25 protein-coding genes and 1 pseudogene are annotated in these 24,408 nt (G+C 50.8%); 15 read left to right on the top strand and 11 right to left on the bottom strand.

Annotation, left to right across the window (positions count from 1 at the left end; all coding sequences use genetic code 11):
* The coding region (locus QN379_RS20590; RefSeq protein WP_323507482.1) for a histidine phosphatase family protein at positions 1–556 on the top strand (556 nt) is incomplete at its 5' end.
* A 151-nt stretch (positions 557–707) separates the two neighbouring features.
* Positions 708–1,178: a cyanase gene (gene cynS, locus QN379_RS20585; protein WP_323507481.1), complete on the top strand. Its 471-nt coding sequence runs from the start codon at positions 708–710 to the stop codon at positions 1,176–1,178.
* 182 nt (positions 1,179–1,360) lie between these two features.
* Here cynS and QN379_RS20580 read toward each other — a convergent pair whose 3' ends face one another.
* Both QN379_RS20580 and QN379_RS20575 read right to left on the bottom strand, forming a co-directional pair.
* Positions 1,361–2,038 (bottom strand): HAD family hydrolase, encoded by a 678-nt coding sequence (locus tag QN379_RS20580; RefSeq protein ID WP_322238894.1) that lies wholly within the window; start codon positions 2,036–2,038, stop codon positions 1,361–1,363.
* A 94-nt stretch (positions 2,039–2,132) separates the two neighbouring features.
* Positions 2,133–3,041: a LysR family transcriptional regulator gene (locus tag QN379_RS20575; protein WP_322238891.1), complete on the bottom strand. Its 909-nt coding sequence runs from the start codon at positions 3,039–3,041 to the stop codon at positions 2,133–2,135.
* Between the two features lie 123 nt (positions 3,042–3,164).
* Between QN379_RS20575 and QN379_RS20570 the strand changes: the two genes are divergently transcribed.
* The 6 genes from QN379_RS20570 to QN379_RS20545 all read left to right on the top strand — a co-directional run bounded on the left by QN379_RS20570 (position 3,165) and on the right by QN379_RS20545 (position 8,747).
* Positions 3,165–3,635, top strand: a complete 471-nt coding sequence (locus tag QN379_RS20570; RefSeq protein ID WP_322238888.1) for a nuclear transport factor 2 family protein — start codon at positions 3,165–3,167, stop codon at positions 3,633–3,635.
* Positions 3,632–4,513 (top strand): TauD/TfdA dioxygenase family protein, encoded by an 882-nt coding sequence (locus QN379_RS20565; RefSeq protein ID WP_322238885.1) that lies wholly within the window; start codon positions 3,632–3,634, stop codon positions 4,511–4,513. The genes QN379_RS20570 and QN379_RS20565 overlap by 4 nt, the downstream gene beginning before the upstream one ends.
* Positions 4,510–5,436, top strand: a complete 927-nt coding sequence (locus tag QN379_RS20560; RefSeq protein WP_322238882.1) for a fumarylacetoacetate hydrolase family protein — start codon at positions 4,510–4,512, stop codon at positions 5,434–5,436. The genes QN379_RS20565 and QN379_RS20560 overlap by 4 nt, the downstream gene beginning before the upstream one ends.
* A 49-nt stretch (positions 5,437–5,485) precedes the next feature.
* Positions 5,486–6,466: a tripartite tricarboxylate transporter substrate binding protein gene (locus QN379_RS20555; protein WP_322238879.1), complete on the top strand. Its 981-nt coding sequence runs from the start codon at positions 5,486–5,488 to the stop codon at positions 6,464–6,466.
* A gap of 129 nt (positions 6,467–6,595) precedes the next feature.
* Positions 6,596–7,756, top strand: coding sequence for an alpha-hydroxy acid oxidase (locus tag QN379_RS20550; protein ID WP_322238876.1), 1,161 nt, complete (start codon positions 6,596–6,598; stop codon positions 7,754–7,756).
* Between the two features lie 295 nt (positions 7,757–8,051).
* Positions 8,052–8,747 (top strand): nitroreductase, encoded by a 696-nt coding sequence (locus QN379_RS20545; RefSeq protein ID WP_322238874.1) that lies wholly within the window; start codon positions 8,052–8,054, stop codon positions 8,745–8,747.
* Positions 8,748–8,830: 83 nt separating this feature from the next.
* On the opposite strand, the gene QN379_RS20540 is transcribed toward QN379_RS20545, so the two are convergent.
* The 6 genes from QN379_RS20540 to pcaH all read right to left on the bottom strand — a co-directional run bounded on the left by QN379_RS20540 (position 8,831) and on the right by pcaH (position 14,654).
* The gene (locus tag QN379_RS20540) at positions 8,831–9,340 is read right to left on the bottom strand and encodes a nucleoside deaminase (RefSeq protein ID WP_322238871.1); all 510 of its coding nucleotides are present in this window, start codon (positions 9,338–9,340) and stop codon (positions 8,831–8,833) included.
* A 371-nt stretch (positions 9,341–9,711) separates the two neighbouring features.
* On the bottom strand, positions 9,712–10,296 hold the full coding sequence (locus QN379_RS20535; protein WP_322238868.1) for a DUF4142 domain-containing protein: 585 nt from the start codon (positions 10,294–10,296) through the stop codon (positions 9,712–9,714).
* A gap of 401 nt (positions 10,297–10,697) precedes the next feature.
* Positions 10,698–11,960 (bottom strand): alpha/beta fold hydrolase, encoded by a 1,263-nt coding sequence (locus QN379_RS20530; RefSeq protein ID WP_322238866.1) that lies wholly within the window; start codon positions 11,958–11,960, stop codon positions 10,698–10,700.
* Between the two features lie 3 nt (positions 11,961–11,963).
* Positions 11,964–13,370, bottom strand: a complete 1,407-nt coding sequence (gene pcaB, locus QN379_RS20525) for a 3-carboxy-cis,cis-muconate cycloisomerase (protein ID WP_322238864.1) — start codon at positions 13,368–13,370, stop codon at positions 11,964–11,966.
* A 58-nt stretch (positions 13,371–13,428) separates the two neighbouring features.
* A complete protein-coding gene (locus QN379_RS20520; RefSeq protein ID WP_322238862.1) occupies positions 13,429–13,947 on the bottom strand; it encodes a protocatechuate 3,4-dioxygenase in 519 nt (172 codons plus the stop codon).
* Positions 13,948–13,961: 14 nt separating this feature from the next.
* Positions 13,962–14,654, bottom strand: a complete 693-nt coding sequence (pcaH, locus tag QN379_RS20515; RefSeq protein WP_322238859.1) for a protocatechuate 3,4-dioxygenase subunit beta — start codon at positions 14,652–14,654, stop codon at positions 13,962–13,964.
* Positions 14,655–14,873: 219 nt separating this feature from the next.
* Between pcaH and QN379_RS20510 the strand changes: the two genes are divergently transcribed.
* Positions 14,874–15,704 carry an IclR family transcriptional regulator domain-containing protein gene (locus QN379_RS20510; RefSeq protein WP_322238857.1) on the top strand — a complete coding sequence of 277 codons (831 nt, stop codon included), beginning with the start codon at positions 14,874–14,876 and terminating at the stop codon, positions 15,702–15,704.
* A gap of 126 nt (positions 15,705–15,830) precedes the next feature.
* On the opposite strand, the gene QN379_RS20505 is transcribed toward QN379_RS20510, so the two are convergent.
* On the bottom strand, positions 15,831–16,613 hold the full coding sequence (locus tag QN379_RS20505) for an IclR family transcriptional regulator domain-containing protein (protein ID WP_322238854.1): 783 nt from the start codon (positions 16,611–16,613) through the stop codon (positions 15,831–15,833).
* A gap of 131 nt (positions 16,614–16,744) precedes the next feature.
* On the opposite strand from QN379_RS20505, the gene QN379_RS20500 reads away from it, so the two are divergent.
* From QN379_RS20500 to QN379_RS20475, 6 genes are all read left to right on the top strand, one after another.
* Positions 16,745–17,629: a 4-hydroxyphenylpyruvate dioxygenase gene (locus tag QN379_RS20500; protein ID WP_323507480.1), complete on the top strand. Its 885-nt coding sequence runs from the start codon at positions 16,745–16,747 to the stop codon at positions 17,627–17,629.
* Positions 17,622–18,470 carry a shikimate dehydrogenase gene (locus QN379_RS20495; RefSeq protein ID WP_322238850.1) on the top strand — a complete coding sequence of 283 codons (849 nt, stop codon included), beginning with the start codon at positions 17,622–17,624 and terminating at the stop codon, positions 18,468–18,470. The genes QN379_RS20500 and QN379_RS20495 overlap by 8 nt, the downstream gene beginning before the upstream one ends.
* Positions 18,467–19,354 carry a sugar phosphate isomerase/epimerase family protein gene (locus QN379_RS20490; RefSeq protein WP_322238848.1) on the top strand — a complete coding sequence of 296 codons (888 nt, stop codon included), beginning with the start codon at positions 18,467–18,469 and terminating at the stop codon, positions 19,352–19,354. The genes QN379_RS20495 and QN379_RS20490 overlap by 4 nt, the downstream gene beginning before the upstream one ends.
* Positions 19,355–19,412: 58 nt before the next feature.
* Positions 19,413–19,889, top strand: a complete 477-nt coding sequence (gene aroQ / locus QN379_RS20485) for a type II 3-dehydroquinate dehydratase (protein ID WP_322238846.1) — start codon at positions 19,413–19,415, stop codon at positions 19,887–19,889.
* A 202-nt stretch (positions 19,890–20,091) separates the two neighbouring features.
* A complete protein-coding gene (locus QN379_RS20480) occupies positions 20,092–21,213 on the top strand; it encodes a porin (RefSeq protein WP_322238844.1) in 1,122 nt (373 codons plus the stop codon).
* A 76-nt stretch (positions 21,214–21,289) separates the two neighbouring features.
* Positions 21,290–22,636 carry an MFS transporter gene (locus QN379_RS20475; RefSeq protein WP_322238842.1) on the top strand — a complete coding sequence of 449 codons (1,347 nt, stop codon included), beginning with the start codon at positions 21,290–21,292 and terminating at the stop codon, positions 22,634–22,636.
* A gap of 343 nt (positions 22,637–22,979) precedes the next feature.
* Here QN379_RS20475 and QN379_RS20470 read toward each other — a convergent pair whose 3' ends face one another.
* Positions 22,980–24,224 (bottom strand): PHB depolymerase family esterase, encoded by a 1,245-nt coding sequence (locus tag QN379_RS20470; RefSeq protein ID WP_322238840.1) that lies wholly within the window; start codon positions 24,222–24,224, stop codon positions 22,980–22,982.
* A 44-nt stretch (positions 24,225–24,268) separates the two neighbouring features.
* Positions 24,269–24,408 (bottom strand): annotated as a pseudogene (locus QN379_RS20465) (CopG family transcriptional regulator); the annotation flags it as partial.

Genomic DNA, 24,408 nt, shown 5'->3' with positions numbered 1-24,408 from the left:
TGTCCTCGCAGATGAAACTATTGTTTTCATCCGACACGGTGAAAAGCCAGAAAGTGAATTCGGCCAATTAAACTGCCAGGGATTGAATCGCTCACTTGCGTTGCCAGCGAATTTGATTAATAAATTTGGCAAGCCTGACGCAATTTTTGCCCCTAATCCTAATCCTACTGCGCTTCAAAAGGAAAGTGGCAAAATTTTCTTTTATGTTCGACCATTAGCAACGATTGAGCCAACAGCTGTTCGCCTTGGTTTGCCAATCAATTTACAATTTGGAATTAAAGATAGTGCCGACCTTCAAGCGGCGCTGTTGTCGCCGAATTATAAAAATGCGGTGATATTCGTGGCTTGGGAGCACACTTGGGCACAGAAAATTGTTCAAAGTCTGGTAGAAAGCATGGATAAAAATGAAGCCGCAAAAGTTCCGCTATGGGATCGGGGAGATTTTGATAGTATCTATGTGGTGCGTATTACAGGTGAAGCGGCCGATAGACGAGTGACTTTTAGTCTGGATAAGCAAGGGTTGAACGGATTGCCTGATAGTTGCCCGGTCAACTAGCTGATTGTCGGTGTGAGTTTATGGAGTATTGGTAAGTTACAGCGTTGATGTAGGCGTATGTCACGTCTCAAAAAATACGTTCGTTAGGTATCGCTTACCGCTCGCCTGATTTTGCTCACGTTCCCATTTCGTCGATTTAAAGGAAAACACCATGCAACAGTCTAGCGTTTATCAAGATTCCCGCCACGCGCTCACGTCGCGCGTTATTGTGGCTAAGGCGTTGAAGGATCTCTCGTGGGAGCAAATAGCCGCCGACACCGGACTGAGTATCGTCTATATCACGGCAGCGTTATTAGGCCAACATGCATTGCCAAAAAACGTCGCCGAAATCGTTTGCCAACGCTTAGGTCTTGATGCGCAGGACGCAGCTGAATTACAGTCCATCCCGTTGCGAGGCAGTATTGCCGGTGGTATCCCAACCGATCCGACCATTTATCGTTTTTACGAAATGGTCCAGATTTACGGCACGACATTGAAAGCGTTGGTGCATGAGCAGTTTGGTGATGGGATTATTAGCGCTATTAATTTTAAACTGAATATTAAAAAAGTCGACGATCCGGATGGTGGCTTACGTGCGCTGATTACGCTGGATGGAAAATTCTTGCCGAATAAACCGTTTTAATTGCGTATTTCTAGTTCTCGACAGTGGTCTTTGCCTGATATAACCAAGAACATTGATTGGGTTTGATATTGAGAGTGGCGCTATTCGTATGGTAGCCACCGCCGCCTTATACGGCGCTGGTGGTTGATACAAAATGCGTCGACACAGTCGCGTTGGGCGCTGGCGCTGCGGCGAGCATTTAATCAGAATGTTCGTTCTTCAAACACAATGAATCCTTCGTCATCGACTTTTGCTATGATCGTGTCGTAATTGCCAATCGATGCATGCGGCGTGTCCATGGGATGAACATGGGTTGATGTAACAACTATCACCCGCGCGCCAGAGGCCTCGCCCGCAAGAATGCCGACATCGGCGTCTTCGAATATAAGACAATCCGCAACATCCACACCCAGTTTGGCGGCGGCAAGAAGATAGCAAGCAGGGTTTGGCTTGCCGTTAGCAACATCATCAGCCGTCACCATCACAGCGGGAACAGGAACGCCCGCGGCCTTCAGGCGTTGTATTGCCAGCGCGAGTGGAGCCGAAGTGACGATGGCCCATTTCTCGGATGGTAAGGACCGTAAAAATTTTACCGCACCGGAAATTTCGATAATGCCTTCTACGTCGGCGATTTCCGCTTGGGTAATGCCGAAGGCTTCGCGTTCCGAATTCATGCCCGGTATCGACAGCCGCGTAATGGTGTCAATGGCGCGCGCACCGTGAATGGTCGGCAGAAAGGCATCAACATCGAGACCGTGACGGATCGCCCAGGCGCGCCAAATGCGCTCTGCCGCAGCGATAGAGTTAAGGAGCGTTCCATCCATATCGAAAAGGAACGCGCTGTAGCGACCGGTGAGCGCCGATGAGTATTGATCAGTCAATGTGAGTTTTCCTTATAAGTTGGTCAGCCCGTTGTTGGCCCGATTTCGGCCAAAATAAATCACATTAATTTTTTAAGTAAGGTCATCCTGTCGACTATTGTAGTTGCTCCATCGCCGCAGTTTCGAATCGCTCTTGCAAAAATTCCAAAAATAGTCGGACGCGCCCTGGCATATTTCTTCGACTAGGATACACGGCGTAAATGTCAAGCCCGGTCGGTGTGTATTCCGGCAGCACGAGGCTTAGTCTTTGTGCCTGGATATCCTGCGCCACCATGTATGTCGGATGCATTGCAATGCCATGCCCTAGAATTGCAGCGTGGCGTAAGGCATCCCCAAAGTCCGACCGCATGCTGCCGGAAACCCTTATAGAAGCTTTGCCTTGCGGTCCCGTAAGTATCCAAAAATTTGTTGGTGATTTCAATGCATTCACCAGACAATCATGGGATAGCAAATCCTGCGGTTTCTGGGGCTGTCCTTTGGTAGCCAGATAGGAGGGCGAGGCCACCAGCACTTGCGGCGCGTTGCCAAGCTTCTTTGCCACCAGACTAGTATCTTTTAGCCACGGGGCGATACGCACCGAAAGATCGAGGCCCTCGCTGACGAGATCCAATTTGCCATCGTCTAAATGTATCGCAAACTGGATATTTCGATGCAGCGTCGAAAATTCCGTGATCAGCGGCACTAATTGAACCGCCCCAAACGACGGTGGTGTGCCTATCCGAATCGTACCTCGGGCTGACATAACTGCACCACGAACGACCTCCTGCACCAAGTCGAAGCGGTCAATCAGGTCTTGGCCGTGCTCCAGCAGGGAAATGCCTGCATCGGTAAGATTGACACTTTTGGTAGTCCGAGTGAGTAGTTGCGCACCTAACAACTCTTCCAGCCACGCCACGTGCTTGCTGACGTTACCTTTGGCCATGCCCAGCCTCAGCGCTGCTGCCGAGAAACTGCGGCTACGCGCTACTTCATTAAATACTTCAACACATCGCAGTCGATCCATGAGTGTTTCTCTGTTTCCAAAATCAGAACAATATATTTACTATTGGATTCTATCTGGATCAAATAGGAGAAGGTAGAATAATCTGAGATAAAAAATAAAAAGTAGCTCAACCGGGATAAATGCATGACGACGGATTCGCTTAACGATTTGCCCGGATGTACCCAGCTGATTCATCAGCTATTTTATTTTCTAGATGAATCTAAAAACGACGAACTCATTGCGCTTTTTGAACCGGACGGAAAGTGGCATCGGCAGGGAAAAATCCTCGAAGGTCGCACCCAAATGATGCAAGCAATGCTGCAACGATCACTCACGCAGAGAATTCGCCATGTCATCACGAACAGTTTTATCGCATCAGCTTCGCAAACAGCGGTGCAACTGGTCGCGTATATGACCGCCTATCGGTTTGATGACGGCGCATACCATACCGGTGCGGTAGAAATAAGCCAGCCGTTGCGACTGTCCATCCTGAACGCCACGCTGCGACCGACTGACGGCGTCTGGAAAATAGCTGAACTGACACTGACGCCTGAATTTGAATTCGTCCTTCCCGAGACGCCCAACCAGCCTAAAAAAATGGAGAAACAACTATGAATTTCGTGGAAAGTGGAAAAACGCTTGGTGCGCGGGTCGAAGGTATCGATCTGTCTCAACCATTGTCGGATGAACAGTTTACTGCGCTGGAGCAAGGGCTAGGCAAATATGGCGTTCTCAGCTATCCAAAGCAGGAATTGACCTCGGCACAACTGTGTGAGTTCGCCGCGCGCTTTGGTCGGCTTGAAGTCAACGTCGCCAACGCGTATCAAGAGCCTGGCTTGCCGCAGTTGATGATTCTTTCCAATAAAGTTGATCAAGATGGCAAACCGCTTGGCCTAAGTGATGCTGGTCAGGACTGGCATACCGACATGTCTTATAGCAATATGATCGCATTTACTAATGTTTTATACGCCCTTGAGGTTCCGCATCGCGACGGTGAACCACTGGGCAATACCGAATTTTGCAATATGCATGCCGCCTATGAAGACCTGCCTGAAGAATTGAAAGTCAAACTTGATGGCATGACCGTCACGCACGATTTTGCCAAATTTTGGGATAAGATGCGCTTGGAAAAAGGCAGTTCCCGGCCACCGCTCACCGCTGCGCAGCGGCAAGCCAAGCCGCCAGTTTCGCATCCGGTGTTTTTACAACACCCGATTACCGGCAAAAAGGTACTGTATGCAAATCCGGGCTATTCCATGCGTATCAACGAACTACCGGAAGATGAAAGCGATCGTATTTTGGCATTTTTGTTTGAGCACCAATTACAACCAAAATATCAATATCGGCATCGTTGGAGTGTGGGCGACGTTCTCATGTGGGACAACATGGGAACATTACACAACGCTGTGGCCGATTACGGCCGTGATGAACACCGTTACATTAAGCGCTGCCAGGTGGCAGCGACGCGTTACTTTGGGAATGTCCAGGCATGAAACTGATTACCTATCGCAAGCCCAATAGCGCCATTCTTACCGGCGTGGTAGTTCAGGAACGGATACTAGACATCAGCGCTTGGATAGCTGCTTTGCCAGTGTCGGTGGATACGCATCGTCATACTGCGGCGGCCGGTATCAGGCCAGCAGCATGCGGCATACTGCGTTGGTTACAGTCTGGCTCGGAAGCGATTGCCGCTTTACAGCGCCATGTTCAGTCTGCGCTTGAAAATCCAGCGGTGCAATGGGATTTGCTCAAAGATGTCCAGCTATACGCTCCGGTCCCACGCCCGGGAAAAATTATTGGGGTAGGACGCAACTACGCCGACCATGCAAAAGAAACAGGCGTGGCCCCATTTGAGCATCCGCGTATTATTTTTAAAGCAGCGTCGTCGGTGACAGCGCCGGGCGCGCCAGTTCCCCGACCGACTCTTGTGACTAAGCTGGATTTCGAGGTCGAGTTGGCTGTTGTGATTGGTGGCTATGGAAAAAATGTGTTGGAAGAGGATGCGCTTTCGTTGGTCGCTGGCTACACCATTCTGAACGACTTGAGTGCGCGGGAATTTCAGCTCGATACTACGCCACCTCAGACGACGTTTGCCAAAAGTATGGACGGCTTTGCTCCAATGGGGCCTTGGATTGTTACTCGCGATGAAATTCCCGATCCGCAGACACTGGAAGTATCGACCTGGTTAAATGATCATCGCATGCAGCACGGTCATACCGCAGATATGCTGTTTCCGGTGGCAACGCTCATTGCCTATATTTCTCAATATATGACGTTAGAGCCGGGCGACATTATCAGTACCGGCACACCCGCCGGAATTGGCGCTTTCCGTCAACCGCCGCAGTATCTGCAGCCGGGCGATCAGCTGCGCTTTGAGGTGACTAACGTGGGCACGATGGCGCACCGGATCGTTTGACGACCAGCAGTTACTGCAACAAAAAAATAGAAAAATTAGGGGACTTTTGATGAAAAATACGTTGGTTGGTTTGATTGCCGGTGGGCTCTTATTGTGTAGCGCAGTGTCGCCAGCATTTGCGGCTTCTGATTATCCAAACAGACCTATCCATTTGCTGGTCGGGTTTGCTGCTGGCGGACCAACCGATATCATTGCGCGTGTCTTGGCCAAGGATATGTCAGCTGTGCTGGGGCAATCAATTATTGTTGAAAACAAGCCCGGCGCGAGTTCGATGATTGCCACGCGAGAAATCAAAGCCGCTGCACCGGATGGCTATAGTATTTTGTTCACTTCACTGGGACTGAATGTTAATCCCATTCTGCTGGGTGAACAGGCTGGCTATAATCCCAAGACTGACTTCGTGCCAATTTCGAATGCAGCAACGCTGCCTTTGGTGGCGGTAACCGCTTACGATTCGCCACTCAAGTCGATGCAGGATCTGATTAAAAAAGCGCAATCGCATCCTGATGCAGTAACGTTCGCATCCTCCGGAAACGGTGGTTCTGGCCATCTTGCTGGTGAACTACTGGCCGCTCAAGCCAAAACTAAAATGGTCCACGTGCCGTTCAGAGGCAATGCACCAGCGCTGATGGAAGTCATGGCGGGTCGAGTTGATTTTATGTTTTACCCGATCATCGGACTGGCAGAAAATGTCGCAGCCAAGCGCGTGAAAATTTTGGCAGTTGGCACGGCAAAAAGAATGCCGCGATTTTCTGATTCGCCGACTATGTCGGAAGTTGGCTTTCCTCGATTTGAAGAGACAGCACCTTGGGTAGGCATGTTGGCACCGGCCAAAACACCTCTCGCAGTGATCAAGCGGCTCAATGACGCCATGGTCAAGGCGCTTGCCAAACCGGAAGTCAAAGCGCAACTGGAAAAACTCGGCGCGGTGATTGTCGGCGATTCTCCTACGGAATTTAGTATCTACCTAAAGCGTGACTACACGCGCTGGGCTGATCTGATTAAAGCGGCGCAGATTAAGGCGGAATAAAGTCTGGTCGATTGACCGAGTCGTTGCACTCCTACATTCAGCTATTCTTTCTTTGGTGCTTGCGTTGCCGGGGCATGAAGCTAGCATGTCATCACCGCTCATTTTGCCACTTATTAACCAGGTTCAGGTATGTCTTATAACGTAGCCAAAGCGTATTCAATAGAAGATCTGCGAGCCGCGGCGCAGCGACGGTTGCCCCGTGCAGTCTTTGATTTCTTTGACGGTGGGGCCGAAGATGAGGTCACGCTGCGTGATAACACAGCAGCATTCAGACGCACACGGTTAATGCCTGAAATATTACATGATGTATCGCGTATCGATACCAATACTCTCATTTTGGGTGCGCCGGCAGCATTGCCAATGGCGATAGCGCCGACCGGTGCGGTCGGTTTTGGTTGGCGTGGTGGTGATATTGCCATCGCCCGTGCGGCCATTGCCGCCGGTATTCCGTACACATTATCCAGTACGGCGACTGCCTCGATTGAGCAGATTGCCAAAGCAGCGCCAGGCCGACTATGGTTTCAAGCCTACATATTACGTAATAAACCATTTTTGGAGAAGTTGATCGCGCGGGCCTTGGCAGCAGATTACGAGGCATTGGTGATCACCGTTGACTTGCCGGTTGGCGGTAAACGCGAGCGCGATTACCGTAATGATTTTTCGATCCCATTCGGTTTTACGATCAAGAATATGCTGGATTTTGGACTACACCCGGCGTGGCTTTCGGACATCATCAGATATGGTATGCCCGTCATGGAGAACTTGATCGGGCTTGATGCGAAGGCGACCAATTCGACCGCGATTGCTTCGTCGGTGGGTCGTAATTATGACCCATCCTTCAATTGGGACAGCCTTAAAAAAATTCGCGATACCTGGCCGCGTAAGTTGATTGTCAAAGGCATTCTTAATCCTCAGGATGCTAACCGTATTGCGTTGATGGGATGTGACGCGGTGGTCGTTTCCAATCATGGTGGGCGGCAGTTAGATGGCGCAGTCGCTACCTTTGATGCGCTGCCGGCGGTGGTCAAGGCAGTCAATGGGCGAATCCCTGTTTTACTCGATGGCGGTGTGCGGCGCGGCAGTGATATCGTCAAAGCGCTGGCAATGGGCGCTCAAGGCGTTATGCTTGGCCGCGCCACCTTATTTGGTGCAGCGTGTGCGGGGGAGCCGGGTGCCAGCCGTGCTTTGTCGATCTTGAAAGACGAATTGGTCAGGACGATGCAGCTATGTGGAGCCCGCTCTATGGACCAGATCACGGGACGAATGCTGTTTAAGGATATGCTGATCTAAAGGACCAGATGACTTCGCGCAGTCGAATCGATCGATATAAAATAGATGACTTACTGTGTGCCGCTATGGGCCGCATAGCGTGATCAGGGTTGGAGGGTATTTTACGGCTTCGCCTTGTTGGTGTATCTTGTCGACAGGAAGATGTTCATGGTTCGAAATTTTATTGGTCGTCTTCTGCGGATTTATAAAGTCTTTCCAATGTCCTGACTTGCATCGTTACTGACTCGCATCGTCACTGATCTGCTGCAATCCGGACGAATTGGCTACTTTGCCTGAAAATTGCCTGAAAACGATCATGATAGAAACTACCGAACAAAAAATTGTCGACGCGGCGATCACTTCCCGCCGTTCGATCCGCGCCTTTCTACCGACGCCAGTTGCGCGCGAGGATATCGAGAAAATCCTTGAAGTGGCAGCACGTGCACCGTCCGGTACCAATATTCAACCATGGAAAGTCTATGTATTGACCGACGCGCCGAAGGAGCGACTGTGTGCCGAAATACTAAAAATCCATGATAACCCTGAGGAAGCGAGTCAGCATAAACAGGCATATCGTTACTATCCACTTGAATGGGTGTCGCCTTACATTGAGCGACGACGTAAAGTCGGTTGGGACTTGTATGCATTATTAGGCCTGACACGTGAGAACAAGTCAGGAATGCATACGCAACACGGTCGTAACTATACGTTCTTCGACGCACCGGTCGGGCTTATTTTTACAATAGACCGATCAATGGAGCAAGGTTCATGGCTGGATTATGGAATGTTTCTGCAAAACATTATGATCGCGGCCCGCGGACGCGGGCTTGATACCTGTCCTCAAGCAGCCTTCACGCAATTCCATCGCGTCATCAGTGACGTCTTGAAATTGCCTGAGAGCGAAACCTTTGTGTGCGGCATGTCCCTGGGATTCGCCGATATGAGTAAGATCGAAAATACGCTGGTGACTGAACGCGTGCCGGTCACAGAATTCGTAACATTTATCGAGTGACAGCAGTTACCAGCCACCTTGTAGGCTGGTCTGAGTATCTGCCAAACCAAGAAAAAATGGTGTTAAGTCGGTTTTTGTGATGCCTATTTCCAAAAGCCCTCGTGCGGTTTCGCGGCCTCGTCCTCCAGCAGCGGCCCAACCACCGTGACTTTGCGTTGACCGCGCGCAAATACTTCCCGACAAGGTAATGAAAAGGTAGGGTTTTCTGGATGATCTCCCGTCAGTCCTAACAAAGTATGCTCGGACAAGGCATACACTACGCGGCCAATACCAGTCCAGTAGATGGCGCCAGCGCACATGCAACAGGGTTCAGCGCTGGTATAAAGCGTACTCTTCGCAAGTTGTTCCGGGCTTAGTTTCTGCGCCGCTTGGGCCGCGGCGATCAGTTCCGCATGCTGGGTTGGATCACCTTCTGGTGGCATTGAATTGTTACCCGCTGTGACAACCACGTTGCCGTCCTCATCGGCCACCAATGCTGCAAATGGATGACGCCCACGTTGCTTCGACTCGTCGGACAAGGTGATTGACTGGCGCAATAGCGCCAGATCGCGGCTGGACAGTGTTTGAGTAGAGATTGTGGTGGAGTGATTCATGCCATTTTTTTATTAAAGGTGATTGTCAATAGATTCTGGCTGAACGCAGCGGGCTTCCATTACTGGGTTGGTCTCAGGTCAGTGGTAACAATAGCACTCACAAAAAAATGCCGCTCAGTTTTTAGCTGAACGGCATTTCCGCAATAGCCGGACTTTCATATAACCTTAAGCACTTCCTCATAATTTATGTTGCAGGAGGTATTTCGCTTATCCCTTTTTTTGATTGTGAACAGCATGGGCGGTCAAGGAGCGCTCAACCGCTTCACAGTTCAATTTTAAGAACTGATAACACCGATCTGGCATTTTTTCCTATCGGTATGCGAACTTATCACCACGGGGCATGGTGAACTTCGTTTAGATTGAGAGGCTACTTATTTCTTAGCGTCAACTGTCGACTTTAGTTGCGTTGCCATTTGCAGATGCTCTTGCAGGGCGGGCAAATTGTTTGCAGCAAATTGTTTGATGTCTGCATCTTTGGCGCTGGCAGCGGTTTTTTTAAATAAACTGACTGCATCTTTATGCGCCGAGACGCCAATCATTCCAGCATATTGCTTGTCAAACGTGTGCCCATCCAGTTTGCTTAGAACCAGAATTTTGGCCTTTTGCGCTATGCTGGGATCATCCGGTACGGTCACGCTTTTCGATGCTGCGAGCGTTTTCAGATCGTCGCCAACTTTCGTATGGTCATCAATCATTTTTTGGGCGAAGGATTTAACATCAGGATCGCTGCTTTTTTGCAGCGCCAATTGACTAGCCTTAACTTCAGCATTCCCGGATTCAGCGGCATTGGTCAGAAAGCTTTTATCCTGCCGCGCCAAACTATCAGCGGCGTGTGCGTGATGTGCGGTCACCGCCATTGCAGCGACTCCCAGCACAGTTATGCCCAGCAACTGCAACATTTTATGAGATGCTTTTGCGGTAAAGACGGGTGCCTGTAAGCGGGATATCGTAGTCATGATTTCTCCTGAATTCGTTTGATTAAGCGACACCTTATCTTCCAAATACCGCCATTAACATCAGACAAAGCCTCTCTCCGTTGTAAGACTTGTTGAGGTAGCAATAAATAGCGGGAGTCTCGTGCAGCGCCATGTAGATGCGATCCCCATGGTTTATCAGAAGTAAATCGTGCGATTTTTGATTGGAGTGGCGGGAAATACTGAATTGAAATGATGGTCGTGCATCAGGCTTAACCGATATGCACGGTTAACGCGGGGTCGAAGAAATGGTCAAGAATAGGTGAACCAAGAATAAATAATGAGAATAATGGGCAAATTTTGCCTGCCCTCTATTGAGATTGCCGCCCTGATTTTAGCGCCTTGCCACAACCAAGGCCGCGCTTTAGGTTACTCAGAATTGGCTACAAATCCGCTATAAATTGCAGAGCTGCTTTTGCAAACGCCTCCGGTTGTTCGATTGCACTCAGATGCGAGGCATCCTCCAGCACAATCAGTTGTGCGTTGGAGATTTTTTCACATAGCGTTTGCGACATGGCTAATGGCGTTCCTTGATCTTGTGCACCGGCAATCACCAAAGTCTGTACCGCAATCTGCGCTAGTTGTGCAGTGGTATCCACGTTTCCAACCGCATGACAGCAAGCTATATAGCCGTCAACATCAGTGCTGATCAGACGCTGGCGAAAGCGTGTTACGGTGGCGCTGTGCTCAGTACGGAACCGGTCGTTAAAATACCGTCCCATGACGGCTTCAGCAATGGCTTCCAGACCTTTGCTGCGAACGGTCTCTATCCGTTGCTGCCACATTTCTCGCGCTGCATCAGGATAGCAAGAAGTTGAATTGGCGATGACCAACGCTGCAATGAGCGATGGATGATTGATTGCCAGCTCCTGACCGACCATGCCCCCCATCGACAGACCGATCCACACGACCGGGCCAGAATCGAGCTCGCGCAATAGCCGTGCCGCATCGTCGGCAAGTTCGGTGATTGTCGTTAAACCGGTCGGTGCATCGGAACTGCCATGCCCGCGCTGGTCATAAGTGATGACTCGGCAATCGGCTGCCAGCAAGTTTGCCAAACCGTCCCACATGGTCAGGTCGCAGCCCAGCGCATGACTGAGCACGACGGTATGGCGTGGTGCTTTGCCGCTACGCGGTGCGCGCACGCTGTAATGCAATGCAGGTTTGCTAGTTGTGAGACCCTCCTGACCAATTCCTGGATGACAAGTATTTGCTGGTAGCAACGGTAATAGAGGATAACCAATTTGTGCGCCGATCTCACGCAAGATGTGTTGCGCATGCGTGAAAGCCGTGTTGGCCGCTGGTACGCCTGCATAAATCGCAGCCTGCATCAACACTTCTTTCATTTCATCCGGCGTCAGGCGCGTTTCTGGATCACCCAACAGGGCTGCGCGCGCATGCAGTTCGAATTCTTCCCAACGGCTGAGTGCCATGGTGATAGCCAGAACAATCACGCGGCGGGTTTTTTTCTCTAATCCGGGGCGTCCCCAAATATCATTCCAGGCAAATCGCGTGATCAAATGTTGAAATTCGGCATTGAATTCGGTCGCGTTGGCAACGGAACGGTTGACCCATTCATCACCGAGGATGCGCCGACGGTTTTCCATACCACGTTCAAAATCATGGTCGATCGGGTCGTAGCTCATGGTTTATTCACTTTTAGAAAAGGTTGATGAGGGAAGGGCAGTCAAGGCCGCTACCGCAGTTCTTAACGTTTTTAACTGACCGCGAGCCAACACTTCGGCTGGGGCCGTTGCAGAGACTGGATCAAACAAATTTTGAAGACTATCGAGGTCAATGAAATCGCGTAACCGGACATCTTTTTTTACCGCATCGATCACCACAATATTCAAACTGGTGCTACTGCTAGCAGCTAACTGCGTCAATTGTTCCATCAGGCTATGTGCCTGTGGCCGACCAATTGCACCCGCCAGATAAATCGACACGGCTTCTGCAAACACCAATCCTTGCAGACCGTCAATGTTCTGGCGCATGCGCGCGGTGTCGACGTTCAATCCTGCCATTGCTTCAGTTAATGCATTCAACGCACCGTGGGCGCTGAGAAACAGGCCGGGCCATTCCGCCAATTCGGCTTGCCAGTTACCTAGCCCACGCTCGTGTTGCTGGCCCATACTTGCCAGCAGCGCTGCAGCGTGTTGTGGTGTCCGTGTTGCCGCTGCCAGGGCGATCATCGAGGACACAGGATTACGTTTGTGCGGCATCGCCGATGAACCGCCCCGGCCATTACCAGATGGTTCTGCCAACTCCGCAATTTCGCCCTGCGTCATCAGGCTCAGATCAGTAGCAATTTTGCCGAGACTGCCCACCAGCACGGCGACTTCTAATCCTAGCCGCACCCACTCATCGCGTTGCGTATGCCAAGCTGCATCGGCGGCGACCAATCCCAGATCGTCTGCGACCCTTTGCACTACTGCCGGACCTTTTGCGCCCATGACGGCGAGCGTCCCCACTGCACCGCCGAGTTGTAATTGCAGCGCGCGCTGTGCGGTTGAGCGCAGTTGTACACGGGCGCGTACAAGTGGCGCAGCCCAACCTGCCAATTTGAAACCGAAGCTAGTGACTTGTGCAGGTTGCATCAATGTGCGCGCCAGTATTGGCGTGGACAGATGACGTTCCGCCAACGTCAATAAACTCTCTGTGAGAGTTTGCAACCTATCATCAAGTAACGATAACGCCTCGCGGGTGACTAACACCATCGCGGTATCGATCACATCCTGACTAGTACTGCCCCAATGCACAAATGTGGCGGACTCCTGATTAAAAAGTGCGACCGTTTTGGTTAATTCTTTGACCAATGGAATCGCCAGACTGCCAGCGCGCCGACTGGCATGCACTATCGCCGGAATATCATATAACTGCGCCTTGCAGACACTGGCGATAGCCCGCGCAGCCGTGTCCGGGATAATCCCTTCGGCTGCTTGCGCGCCTGCCAGAGCGGCCTCGAAACTAAACATGGCCTGCACCACTGCGGCATCGTCAAATACCGCGATCATGTCCGGAGTGGTGAGAAAACTATCAAATATTGAAACGCTCACATGAGCTCCGTTCGTCTGTTGGCAATAATCGTTGCGGCGATTTCTACGACTTCCACGATTAACAGTAATCGAAAAATACCGTTTCTTTGTCGGTCTGCATCCAGATATCCCACTGATATTCGGCCTCGGATTGCTTGCGTGCAATCAGGGTATTGCGTCGATTGAGAGGAACCTGATTGAGAATATCGGATTTCGCCAGACCCGTATCATCTTCGAGAAAAACGGCAGTAAACTGATGCTTGACCAGACCGCGTGCAAAGATCGTTGCATACAGGACGGGCTTGCCTTTGGTCGCTGCTTTCGGTAGCGATACTTCAATACGAAATCCACCTTGATCATCGCTAGGAATGCGGCGAAACCCCGGTATTGCTTGCTCGGCTTCGGCGGTCACTGCATCCGGTAGCCAAACTTCAATCCATCCATCATTAATCGGATTGCCGTCTCCGTCTCGGAGTGTGCCGCTGATGGTAATTGTTGGTACGTGACTGATCAGTGTACTGGTCGCATCGACGCCCCAGCGCCATGCCTCATGCGGAAAAGGACCGATGGTTTGTGAGGTGGTAATGTTGAGATCCATACTATTTTTCCTTTTTAAAGATCCATTGGCGTGGCATCACGGCCGCGCAACACGATATCGAATTGATAGCCAAGCATTTTGTCATCGACTGTTTCGACCATGCTGAAGCGAGCAATTAATCGCTGGCGTGCGGCAACATCCGAGATGCTTTGAAAGATCGGGTCATAGTCGAACAATGGATCGCTAGGAAAATACATCTGTGTCACAAGACGTTGTGCGTACACGCTGCCAAATAAGGAGAAGTGAATGTGGGCAGGACGCCATGCTTTATGGTGGTTACCCCAGGGATAAGGACCGGGCTTAATCGTGACAAAACGATAGCCGCCTTCGTCATCTGTCAGCATCTTGCCAAAGCCGAAAAAATTGGGATCGAGTGGCGCGTCGTGTTGATCGCGTTTGTGCCAATAGCGACCAGCCGAGTTACATTGCCACACTTCCAGCAGCGAGTTGCGGATGGGTTTACCATCCTCATCCAGTACGCGTCCGGTGACCACGATTTTTTCGCCCAATGGCGCAGCTTGACCTTGCGCGGTGAGATCAGTGTCGTGTGGAAGGATCAAGCTGCGGGACGCTGCAATATTGGTGTTGACTGGATCTGCGGCGCGAATCCGCAACGGTTCTTGGGTCGGGCCACGTTTTAGCGTTGAAGCGTAAGGTAAATAGACGAGGGTTGGATAGACCCCGGTTTCTGTGGGTTGAAATTTCACTCCGTTCTCCTTTATATTTTTGGGGTTTAACGCAATTCAGGTCGCTTAAGCTGGTCAGTTTGCCGAAATGACTTGCGCGGCGTAACGAGCGCATTAGATGAATCTTGTCATGAATGAATTGGATCATAGGTGATCAATAGCCGGTCAACAAGGTCCGGATGTGACGTGACGACCGGCTATCGCCCGTTTCGTGCGATAATCGCACAAATAGGAGGATTTATGATTGAAGGGGAAAGCGTCAAGATACGACCGTCTTTGGCAATAATAGATGCGCCAAATGGAGAACTAGAAGAAGGACCGCTAAAACGCGACTTGATTGCGGGACTTGAAAAAGGTCTACAAGTGATTGAAGCATTCGATCAGGAGCGATCCCGGCTAACGATCAGCGAAGTCGCGCAACGTGTCGGGCTGACTCGCGCCGCGGCGCGACGTTATTTGATTACGTTGACGCATCTGGGATATGTCAGACATGAGCAAAAAGTATTTTCATTGACGCCCAAGGTGTTGCGGTTGGGCCAATCGTATCTGCATTCCGCCAGACTACCGCGGATTGTCCAGCCGTTACTTTATCGCTTGGCTTATTCGCTGCAAGAGGCAGCTTCGGCTGGCGTTTTGGACCATGATGAATTGGTTTGTGTAGCTGCGGTCAGCGCAGGTCGATTGGTGTCTGCCACACTACAACCGGGTACGCGGGTTCCCGCATTTTGCACCGCGAACGGTCGCGTTTTGTTAGCAAGTTTGTCGCAACCGCAGATTGAGGCGCTATTGGCACGCGTGCAGCTTGAGCCAATTACCGCACACACGATCATCAACAAAGAGCGGCTCTTGCTGGAAATCACACGTACCCGTGCACAAGGTTATGCAGTGGTGGACCAGGAACTTGAATTGGGACTGCGGACGATTGCGGTTCCGCTGAAGAATTTTCGCGGAGAAACGGTCGCCGCGGTGAATGTCAGCGTGCACGCGGCGCGTATTCCAATTGAGGATATCGTCGAACGTTGCTTGCCTGCATTGTTAAAGGTGCAGGTGGAACTGGCGGCATTGTTGTGAAACTTGAGCGACGTAATTTCGGTGAGAAGTTTGTGCTTTGAATTGTCTAAATTCATTCACCTTCAAAAACATTGCCGCAAAAAAGCAATCAATAATAATTAGACCCACCATTAAGCAACCACACCATCACACCCATAACATCAAGGTATTTGCGGTCGCTTGCAATGCTGGCACGCAGCGTGCGACGGCCTCGGCTTTTGAGCAACTCGAAATCATCATCGATACGCTTAACGCACCAATCAGTGCACCACGGCGGCTTTTGATTGGCACGGAAATGCCACGAAAACCTATCTCATATTGATTTTCAGTTAATCCGAAACCGTCCTCACGGATCGCGATCAGCTCTTTGAATAACTGCTCTTTGTCGAGCGTAGTTAGATGGGTAAAAGCGATCAGTTCGACCCGTTCAAGATAGGCGCGTAACTCGGTGTCCGGCAGCGCTGAAAGGAGTACTCTGCCAGCGGTGGCAGTGTAGGCAGGCAAGCGCGTGCCGGGTTCGAAGCCAGTAGTGAGCAGTTTTGGCGCATTTACCCGACTGACATACACCACGTCGTCGCCCTCCAGCACGGAATAGTTAGTTGATTCTTGTAGCTGTAGCGTCAAGCGCTGAAGAAACGGCACGATGGCGCGCGGCAGCCGTGCAGAATCAAGGTAGGAACGCCCCAAGTTCAGTACTTTAGGTGTCAGCCAAAAGCTACGCCCATCCGTCGAAGCCAATCCAATATGCACTAGCGTTAACAAGTAACGGCGCGCAGCACTGCGACTAATTGCCACTTTTTCTGCCAGATCGGTCGCGGTCAGACGCGCCGAATCATCGTTGAAAGCGGTGATGACATCAATGCCTTTGATCAAGCCATCAATCAGGTCACGTTTGGCGACTGCGACATTTTGTAGCTCTGGTTTTTTCATTTGAAAATAATCCTGATCTTGTGCGCTAATCGCGCCGGTTGAGCGATAAGCGCAGTATAGCCGTTTTTTGCCACTGTTTTTTTTGTCAACCCGTTCCTATACTTCGCACATCAATTTAGCGAAAGATCATCATGATTGCGCAAGAGCACAACGCCGAACCGAATAATCCACTCGGTATCGATGGTATCGAATTTGTTGAGTATGCAACTGCGCAGCCGTTGGCGCTCGGTGCGCTGCTCGAAAAAATGGGGTTCGTATCAACCGCACGTCACCGCTCACGTGAAGTTACCTTATATCGACAAGGCAGCATGAATGTGATCGTCAATGCCGATCCGCGTGCTTTGCCGCAATCCGACACTGATTTGCAAACCACAGTGATCAGCGCCATTGGACTACGTGTGCGCGATGCTGACCTCGCGTATCGTCATGCGATCTCAATGGGTGCATGGGCAATTGAAACCCGAGCTGGCGTCATGGAACTGAATATTCCCGGAGTGCATGGCGCTGGCGACTCAATTTTGTATTTCGTGGACCGCTTTCGTGATTTTTCTATCTATGACGTCGATTTCAAACCAATTCCGAATGCGCCGGTTAATTCGCCCGCGATAGCTGGGCTGCATTTCTTCGGTGTTGTCCAGGCAATTGGCCGCGACCGGTCGCCTGAATGGATTGATTTTTATCAGCAATTAATGGATTTCAGGCCGCTGCCGCAAGGTCACTATTTTGGGGTCTTGCCTAAAGGAACCTTGCTGGAAAGTCCGTGCCATCAATTTTACTTGCAGTTGGTAGAGCCGCCAGAAGGCGCTGCCGGATTGCAATGGGATGAACAATTGATTCGGGTTGGTTTAGGTGCGCCAGATGTACTCGCTGCGGTGAGAGAACTGAAACAACGTGGAATTATTTTCATCGATCGCGAACCGACGCAGTCGAGCGAAAAGGGTGCGTTGACACAGTTATACAAGAGCGGCATCAGTTTTGAACTCGTTGTCAGCAATCTGGAGAACGACCATGCTTAATATTTCCGGTACTACGCGTATTTTTCCTGTCATTGGCTGGCCGGTAGAGCAGGTCAAAGCGCCCGCGCTATTCAACGCCTATTTTGAGAAACACGGCATAGATGCGCGCGTTATTCCCCTTAAAATTGCACCTGATTCGTACATGTCGGCAGTTCGTACGCTGATGTCGATTGAAAACGTGGGTGGCATTTTTGTGTCGATTCCGCATAAGCCGATGAGTGTCGATGCAGTGGATAAGCCCACCTCTCGCGCCTTGCTGGCTGGCGCTTGCAACGCGATTTTCAAAGCGGACGATGGTAAAACGTTAGTTGGTGATTTGATCGATGGCGAAGGTTTTGTCCGTGCTTTTGACCGCACTTTAAACGGTGCAGCCTTTGATTGGGCAAGGGCTAAAGCGCTAGTTGTCGGAAGCGGCGGTGTCGGCTGTGCCGTCGCGGCATCTTTGGCAACACGTGGCATTGGTCACGTTGCAATTTACGATACGCGTTTGCCGCAGGCCGAGGCACTGCGAGAGCGCTTGCAGCAAGCATTCCCCGCAACGGAAGTGGTAATCGGCACGCCGAATGCCGAGGGCTATGATCTGGTCGTCAATTCAACGCCATTAGGGATGAGCCCTGACGATCCGTTGCCAGTCGATTTAAGTCAGGTTTCGGCGTCCTGCATCGTCGCTGATTGCGGCATGAAGACCGAAATGACACGCTTATTGATCGAAGCGCAGCAACGTGGCTGCCGTATCCAGAAAGGCCGTGAAATGATGATTGAACAGGCACCTTTATATCTGGAGTTATTCGGCTGGCCTGGCGTGTCTTCGGACGCTTTCCGCGCGCTGGAGGCAATATGAATCTCAGCAATTTCGGGATGGACAGCATCACGCTGGCTGGTCCGTTGGAGTCGAAATTGATGGCGTCCAAGGTCGCCGGATTTTCTCAAATCATGCTGTGGGCTAAAGATTTGGCTGGACATCCGGGTGGCGTAAACGAAGCTGTGCAGCTGGTGAAGGCGAGTGGAGTTCGCGTCACAGGCATTCAAGTCATGCGTGATTTTGAAGGGTTATCTGGCACGCTGCATGAATACAAACTCGACATCGCTAAAAATTTATTGCAAATGTGCAAAGCGGTCGGCGCACCATTGTTGATGGTGTGTTCGAGTACTTCGTCGCATGCCACGGGAGACATGTCCCTGATTGCCCGTCATCTGGCTAAGCTGGCAACCCTTGCAGTGCCGTTGGGCGTCAAGATTGGTTATGAAGCATTGTCGTGGGGCCGTCACGTTAATCAATATACACAGTCGTGGGAAGCGGTTGAAATGGCTGATCATTCCAATCTGGGCGTGGTGATTGATTCGTTCCACATGCTGGCAAATCAGGCTGACTTTGATGGACTTGAAGATATTCCAAGCGACAAAATCGCGATGGTGCAACTATCGGATTTTATGTGGCGTGATATTCGCAGCGCAGAAGAACGCCTGGAAACAGCCCGACATTTGCGCGTATTCCCGGGTGAGGGCGCGCATTCCCAAGAGTTGTCCGATCTGCTGCGTCGACTGGACCGAGGCGGCTATCGTGGCGACTATAGTTTTGAAGTCTTTAACGACGATTATTTGCAACTATCACCGGATATCGTCGCTCGCCGCGCGCATCGTGCTACCAAGTGGGTGACTGATCAAGTGCTTCGCCGCAGCCTTCAGGTCCGACAGCCAACGGCTGGCCATCCAACCATGGCTTAGTTATATCGCAGTACAAAATAGCTGAACAAAAAAATAATGCAGCTTTAAAGGAGACAGTATGACAGCAGGTCCAAAATCCGTTCTCGTCCTCAATGGACCGAACCTCAACCTTCTAGGTAGTCGTGAGCCGTCAGTCTATGGCGGCCAGACCTTAGCCGACGTCGAAATTCTTTGCTGCAACGCCTGCGAAGAGCATGGCTTTGCGCTCGATTTTCGCCAGTCCAATCACGAAGGCGTATTGATCGACTGGATCCACGAAGCAGGTATTGCACAGGCGAATGGCGATCTCGCCGGCGTGATATTTAACGCCGGCGCTTATACCCATACCTCTGTAGCGTTGCACGATGCGATCAAGGGCGCCTCGGTGCATCTGATCGAATTACACATCTCGAACGTCCATGCGCGCGAAACGTTTCGGCATCACTCGTGGTTATCGGCAGTTGCGCACGGAGTGATTCTGGGCTTTGGTATTCAAGGTTATGCGTTGGCGATTGCGGCGCTTGCCATGCAGCCTGCCGCAGAATTTAAACGCTGAAGTAAAGCATTGAACGCTGGCGCAGTCGTTTAGCTGTCGTTATGGCTGGGTGCTGTCGCTTGAAAATTAGAGTGCCGCCATTGATTTAATGAATTGAACTACGGAGGCCCCTCGCTTCGGAAAATCCTTGAGGGGAGAACTGGTGTAACGCCCTTTTGGGCGTCACCTACACAATATAAAAATGAACTATTTGGGAGATGTAATGAGGAAAAAAATTGCTGTCGCTTGCTGTTTCGCAGCGTGCTCAACCTTCGCACAAGCACAATCAAATGTAACAATCTATGGAGATGTTGACCAATACATCGATTACATCCATAGCAGCAGTGGAAAGAGTGTCATCGGTCTGAATGACGGCGCTATTTTGCGAAGCCGTCTCGGCTTTCGTGGTGTCGAGGATCTTGGTAACGGCTATCAGGCTAAGTTCACGCTAGAGCAAGGGTTCGGTGCCAATACCGGTGCATTGGCCGATGCGCCGCGTCTTTTTGATCGTCAGGCATGGGTCGGTATCAATACACCAGCGGGTGAATTTCGTATTGGTCGTCAGAACACCATCATATTTTTCATAGGTGGTGCTATTGATTACACCGAGCGGACCACTTTCGGCTCAATCATCAATACATTTGGCGTTCCATCGCGCTTCGATAATGACATCTCGTACAAATCTCCGCGTCTTGCTAATTTTCAGTTCGATTTGCATTACGCATTGACCGAAACCGCAGGCGAAAGTATTGGTACGCGCGGCGTTTATCAAGCCGGTGTTGATTACACCAATGGCCCTTACCGTGCCGGTTACGCTGGGTTGTGGGCCAAGCCGCTAGCGAATGCAGCGTTCGCAGACGCGGTGGTCTATCACAATGTCTATGCCGATTACGACTACGGCAAAGGTAAGATTTATCTTGCTTACGTGCGCAGTAACAACGTGACGGCGAATGCAAACGGTAATAATGCAACCGCTATCTTGAGCAATGTCAGCATCCCGACTAACGCGTTTGCGGGTAATAATTCAAGCGTATTGCGGATGTATAACATTTACCAGGTTTCGGCTGATTATCGTCTGACTCCACAGTTACGTATCGGCGCTTTGTATGGCGTCATGAAAGATACCTCGAACGGAAATTCGGGCGCGCAGGGTGGTAATGTCGGTGTTTATTACGACATGTCCAAGCGAACTACGCTCTATAGTTTTGCTAATTACATGAAGAACGATACTAACGCCGGTTTCCGGTTTAGTGGTTCTGCTGGTCCAACGGCGAACTTGGCCGGTACCGATATCAATGGCAGGAGTTTGGTGGGCCTGCAAGCTGGCATTCTGCATCGGTTCTAAGGTTTTCACTTTGAGGACGCATTAAAAGAATTCGTTCTTTTAATGTGAACATTATCTACAGATCATGGAGGACGACATGTCTACATCTACGCTTTCGCAACAAGCCAGCGCTAAAAGCAGCGCTGGCGAAGAACAGAAATCAACCACGCGCTCACCGCGTAAAGCGGCGTTCGCCAGCTGGATCGGCAGCGCGGTTGAGTATTACGATTTTTTCATCTACGGCACTGCCGCAGCGCTGGTGTTCGGAAAAATATTTTTTCCTTCATTTGACCCTGTGACGGCCACTGTTGCAGCGTTTGCGACTTTTGGGGTTGGTTATGTGACGCGGCCAATCGGTGCTGTTTTATTGGGGCATATTGGCGACAAATATGGTCGCAAAAAAGTGCTTACCTTTACCTTGTTGTTAATGGGCGTGTCGACCTTTATGGTGGGTTTGCTGCCGACCTATGGACAAGTCGGTATCGCGGCACCGATCATGTTGGTGGTGCTGCGTATGTTGCAGGGATTGTCTGCGGCCGGGGAACAGGCGGGTGCCAATTCAATGACGCTTGAGCATGCTCCGGCGCATCGACGCGCATTTTTTACCAGTTTTACCCTGAGTGGAACGCAGGCGGGTCTGATTCTGGCGACACTGATCTTCCTGCCGATTTCGGCATTGCCAGAAGACCAGTTGTTGTCCTGGGGATGGCGTATTCCCTTTTTCCTAAGCGCGATTGTGGTAGCGGTGGGTATGTGGGTACGTCGAACTTTACCCGAGACACCGGCATTTAACGAGGAAGAGAAATCGCATACGCAGGCTAAGTTGCCGGTTGCAGTGCTTTTACGTGACCATAAGGCAAACCTGATTCGGGTGATTTTTGCAGCGTTGATATCGGTGGTCAGCACTATTTTTAGCGTCTTTACCTTGTCATACGCGGTCAACACTGTTCACATCCCGCGTGCGACGATGTTGACGGTTCTCGTTCTGGCGAATGTGTTAGCGCTTGCGGCAATTCCAGCCTTCGCGATGCTGTCTGATCGTATTGGCCGTAAGCCAGTGTTTCTGTTCGGTGCGCTAGGCTCAGCCCTCCTGATTTGGCCCTACATGTGGGCACTTAGTCATGCCAATATCCCGTTGATTTTTGTGATCGGCTTGCTCTTGTCGGGTGTTGTGTACAGTGCTGCCAATGGCGTATGGCCATCGTTATACGGTGAAATGTTTAACACCCGTGTTCGTCTGTCAGGCATGGCAATCGGTACCCAGATCGGCTTCGCATTAGGTGGCTTCGCACCAACCATCAGCGCAGCTATTCTTCGGCCGGGTGTGGATGGCTGGATTCCTGTCGCGGTGTTTGTAACGATCACCTCGGTGATTTCGGCAATCTCCGTTGCGACCTCACGCGAGACCTTCCGCACGCCGATGAGTGAGTTGGGCAAGGTCTAAATATCTGCTGCGCTGGCTCTTCCGCGTGCTTTGCGACGCGGAAGAGTGCGTGATATAACGACCATTATTGGATACGCAGATGTCGTCATTTGTTTAAAAACTATTTATAAGTACGCTGCCACATTTTCTAGCTGGTTAGTATTGACGTTGAGCGCTGTGCGCAACATAACGCTCGCGCAGCGTCTCCAGCAGAGGCGCTGGTAATACTTGGATTACCCGCGTGGAGGTGAGTGTTGCCCCAGAAACCCACCGCTCACCTCACGAAGTGATTTCAGTATTTTCGTGCATAATCAAGGCAGTCGCTTGCCGCTGAACCTCTTAAATCGCAGCGTAACGCCGGCTCTTAATCATGCGATTGGGTTGAAAAGAATCGCATCATTTCTCGCGAAGCATCAGGACCTTTGCCATCGGTATATGTGCCACTCTTATTGCCACCGGCCCAGGCGTGTCCTGCACCATGGATCATCCAGTGCTCAGCGATCGACCGTCCTCGAGCGTCGTGATGCGACGTTCGCGTGTAACGATGTCCATTCGGCACTTGATCTTCTTGAACGATTACCACTGGCTTAATCGGTTTGGATGCATCGTATTTGTTATTACGCTGGTTAAAGATCACTTCAGGTACGCTCTGCGCCATCAGTTGCTCGCTATTTTGAGGACTGACCGTCGCATCTTTATCGCCATGAAAAACAATGATGGGAATCGATTGCAAGCGTGCATCAGCAACGTGCTTATGTTTTGAACCCGAGATCGGCACGTTGCCCCTCATTGCCGCAAGCGCGGACGGCAAGTCATGTGCGGCTGCGTACGGTAAACCTGAATGCACGCCGACAGCGGCATATAAATCGGGATAAGTGGTTCCCATGATAATCGCCATTGCGCCGCCCGCTGAAAGTCCGGCTATGTACACTTTGCCAGCGTCGAGTTTATAGTCATTAATGACCGTTTGAGTGATGCCTGCAATGATGGATGGCTCACCTTGATCGCGTTGCTGGTCTAGGGCCTTGAACCAGTTCCAGCACTTTGCAGTATTTGCTGCCTGGGTCTGCGTTGGATAGACCACAAAGCATGGTGACTCTTCAGCCACAATATTCATCCTGGTGCCGCTTGCAAAGTCGTCCGGATTTTGGGTGCAGCCATGCAACATGACCATGAGCGGCATGGCTTGACCGTGATAAGAAGATGGAATGTACAGTTTGTAATTGCGTGTCCCGGCGTGATTGGTGAACGACTTGGTTAAAAACTGGCCATTTGCGGTGGCCTTACCGGATTCCAGCTCTTCAGGGCTAAGCAAGTCTCCTTCGGCGTCTTTTTTGCCAGTATTTATATTCCCGTACGCGGCCGGAATACCTAACCGATTCAATAGGTCAGACACAAAATTTGGTACCGTAACTGATGCATCACCAATGTCTGATGTGGCATTTTTGTTAGGCATGGCGTTTGACAAAGGCGGTGTTGCACCGTTGGGCTGACCAGGTAAGGTCTGGAGCGCTTTTTGAATTGCAGCGGTTGCCTCTGAGGCTCCGTCGGACATTAGCTTACGGGTTGCCTGGCGCAGTTGAGCGCGTAAATATTCAGTCAGATTCATGGGAGCCTTTCAGATCGACATAATTAACAGATAATTAATTGACTTTAATGGATACGTTGGGCGAGCGCTGCTTTTACGGCAGGGCTTGCATGGAATGCACCCAAAACAGAAATGGATGCGATAGTTGCCAAGGCTAATTCTGCGGAGACGTCGGCAGCAATAGTAGCTAGCCCGAGTACTTGAA

The organism is Glaciimonas sp. Gout2 (assembly GCF_035018905.1).
GTDB lineage: Bacteria > Pseudomonadota > Gammaproteobacteria > Burkholderiales > Burkholderiaceae_D > Glaciimonas.
The sequence above is the reverse complement of the archived record's forward strand: the minus strand, read 5'-3'. Positions and strand labels throughout refer to the sequence as shown.

Excerpts from the sequence above, each read along its gene's own strand:
- QN379_RS20575 (WP_322238891.1), bottom strand. The coding sequence starts at position 3,041 with ATGGATCGACTGCGATGTGTTGAAGTATTTAATGAAGTAGCGCGTAGC.
- QN379_RS20550 (WP_322238876.1), top strand. The coding sequence starts at position 6,596 with ATGTCTTATAACGTAGCCAAAGCGTATTCAATAGAAGATCTGCGAGCC.
- QN379_RS20570 (WP_322238888.1), top strand. The coding sequence starts at position 3,165 with ATGACGACGGATTCGCTTAACGATTTGCCCGGATGTACCCAGCTGATT.
- QN379_RS20510 (WP_322238857.1), top strand. The coding sequence starts at position 14,874 with ATGATTGAAGGGGAAAGCGTCAAGATACGACCGTCTTTGGCAATAATA.
- QN379_RS20535 (WP_322238868.1), bottom strand. The coding sequence starts at position 10,296 with ATGACTACGATATCCCGCTTACAGGCACCCGTCTTTACCGCAAAAGCA.
- QN379_RS20480 (WP_322238844.1), top strand. The coding sequence starts at position 20,092 with ATGAGGAAAAAAATTGCTGTCGCTTGCTGTTTCGCAGCGTGCTCAACC.
- QN379_RS20530 (WP_322238866.1), bottom strand. The coding sequence starts at position 11,960 with ATGAGCTACGACCCGATCGACCATGATTTTGAACGTGGTATGGAAAAC.
- QN379_RS20555 (WP_322238879.1), top strand. The coding sequence starts at position 5,486 with ATGAAAAATACGTTGGTTGGTTTGATTGCCGGTGGGCTCTTATTGTGT.
- QN379_RS20490 (WP_322238848.1), top strand. The coding sequence starts at position 18,467 with ATGAATCTCAGCAATTTCGGGATGGACAGCATCACGCTGGCTGGTCCG.
- QN379_RS20545 (WP_322238874.1), top strand. The coding sequence starts at position 8,052 with ATGATAGAAACTACCGAACAAAAAATTGTCGACGCGGCGATCACTTCC.
- QN379_RS20540 (WP_322238871.1), bottom strand. The coding sequence starts at position 9,340 with ATGAATCACTCCACCACAATCTCTACTCAAACACTGTCCAGCCGCGAT.
- QN379_RS20500 (WP_323507480.1), top strand. The coding sequence starts at position 16,745 with ATGATTGCGCAAGAGCACAACGCCGAACCGAATAATCCACTCGGTATC.
- QN379_RS20560 (WP_322238882.1), top strand. The coding sequence starts at position 4,510 with ATGAAACTGATTACCTATCGCAAGCCCAATAGCGCCATTCTTACCGGC.
- QN379_RS20495 (WP_322238850.1), top strand. The coding sequence starts at position 17,622 with ATGCTTAATATTTCCGGTACTACGCGTATTTTTCCTGTCATTGGCTGG.
- QN379_RS20470 (WP_322238840.1), bottom strand. The coding sequence starts at position 24,224 with ATGAATCTGACTGAATATTTACGCGCTCAACTGCGCCAGGCAACCCGT.
- QN379_RS20565 (WP_322238885.1), top strand. The coding sequence starts at position 3,632 with ATGAATTTCGTGGAAAGTGGAAAAACGCTTGGTGCGCGGGTCGAAGGT.
- QN379_RS20475 (WP_322238842.1), top strand. The coding sequence starts at position 21,290 with ATGTCTACATCTACGCTTTCGCAACAAGCCAGCGCTAAAAGCAGCGCT.
- aroQ (WP_322238846.1), top strand. The coding sequence starts at position 19,413 with ATGACAGCAGGTCCAAAATCCGTTCTCGTCCTCAATGGACCGAACCTC.
- QN379_RS20505 (WP_322238854.1), bottom strand. The coding sequence starts at position 16,613 with ATGAAAAAACCAGAGCTACAAAATGTCGCAGTCGCCAAACGTGACCTG.
- cynS (WP_323507481.1), top strand. The coding sequence starts at position 708 with ATGCAACAGTCTAGCGTTTATCAAGATTCCCGCCACGCGCTCACGTCG.
- QN379_RS20520 (WP_322238862.1), bottom strand. The coding sequence starts at position 13,947 with ATGGATCTCAACATTACCACCTCACAAACCATCGGTCCTTTTCCGCAT.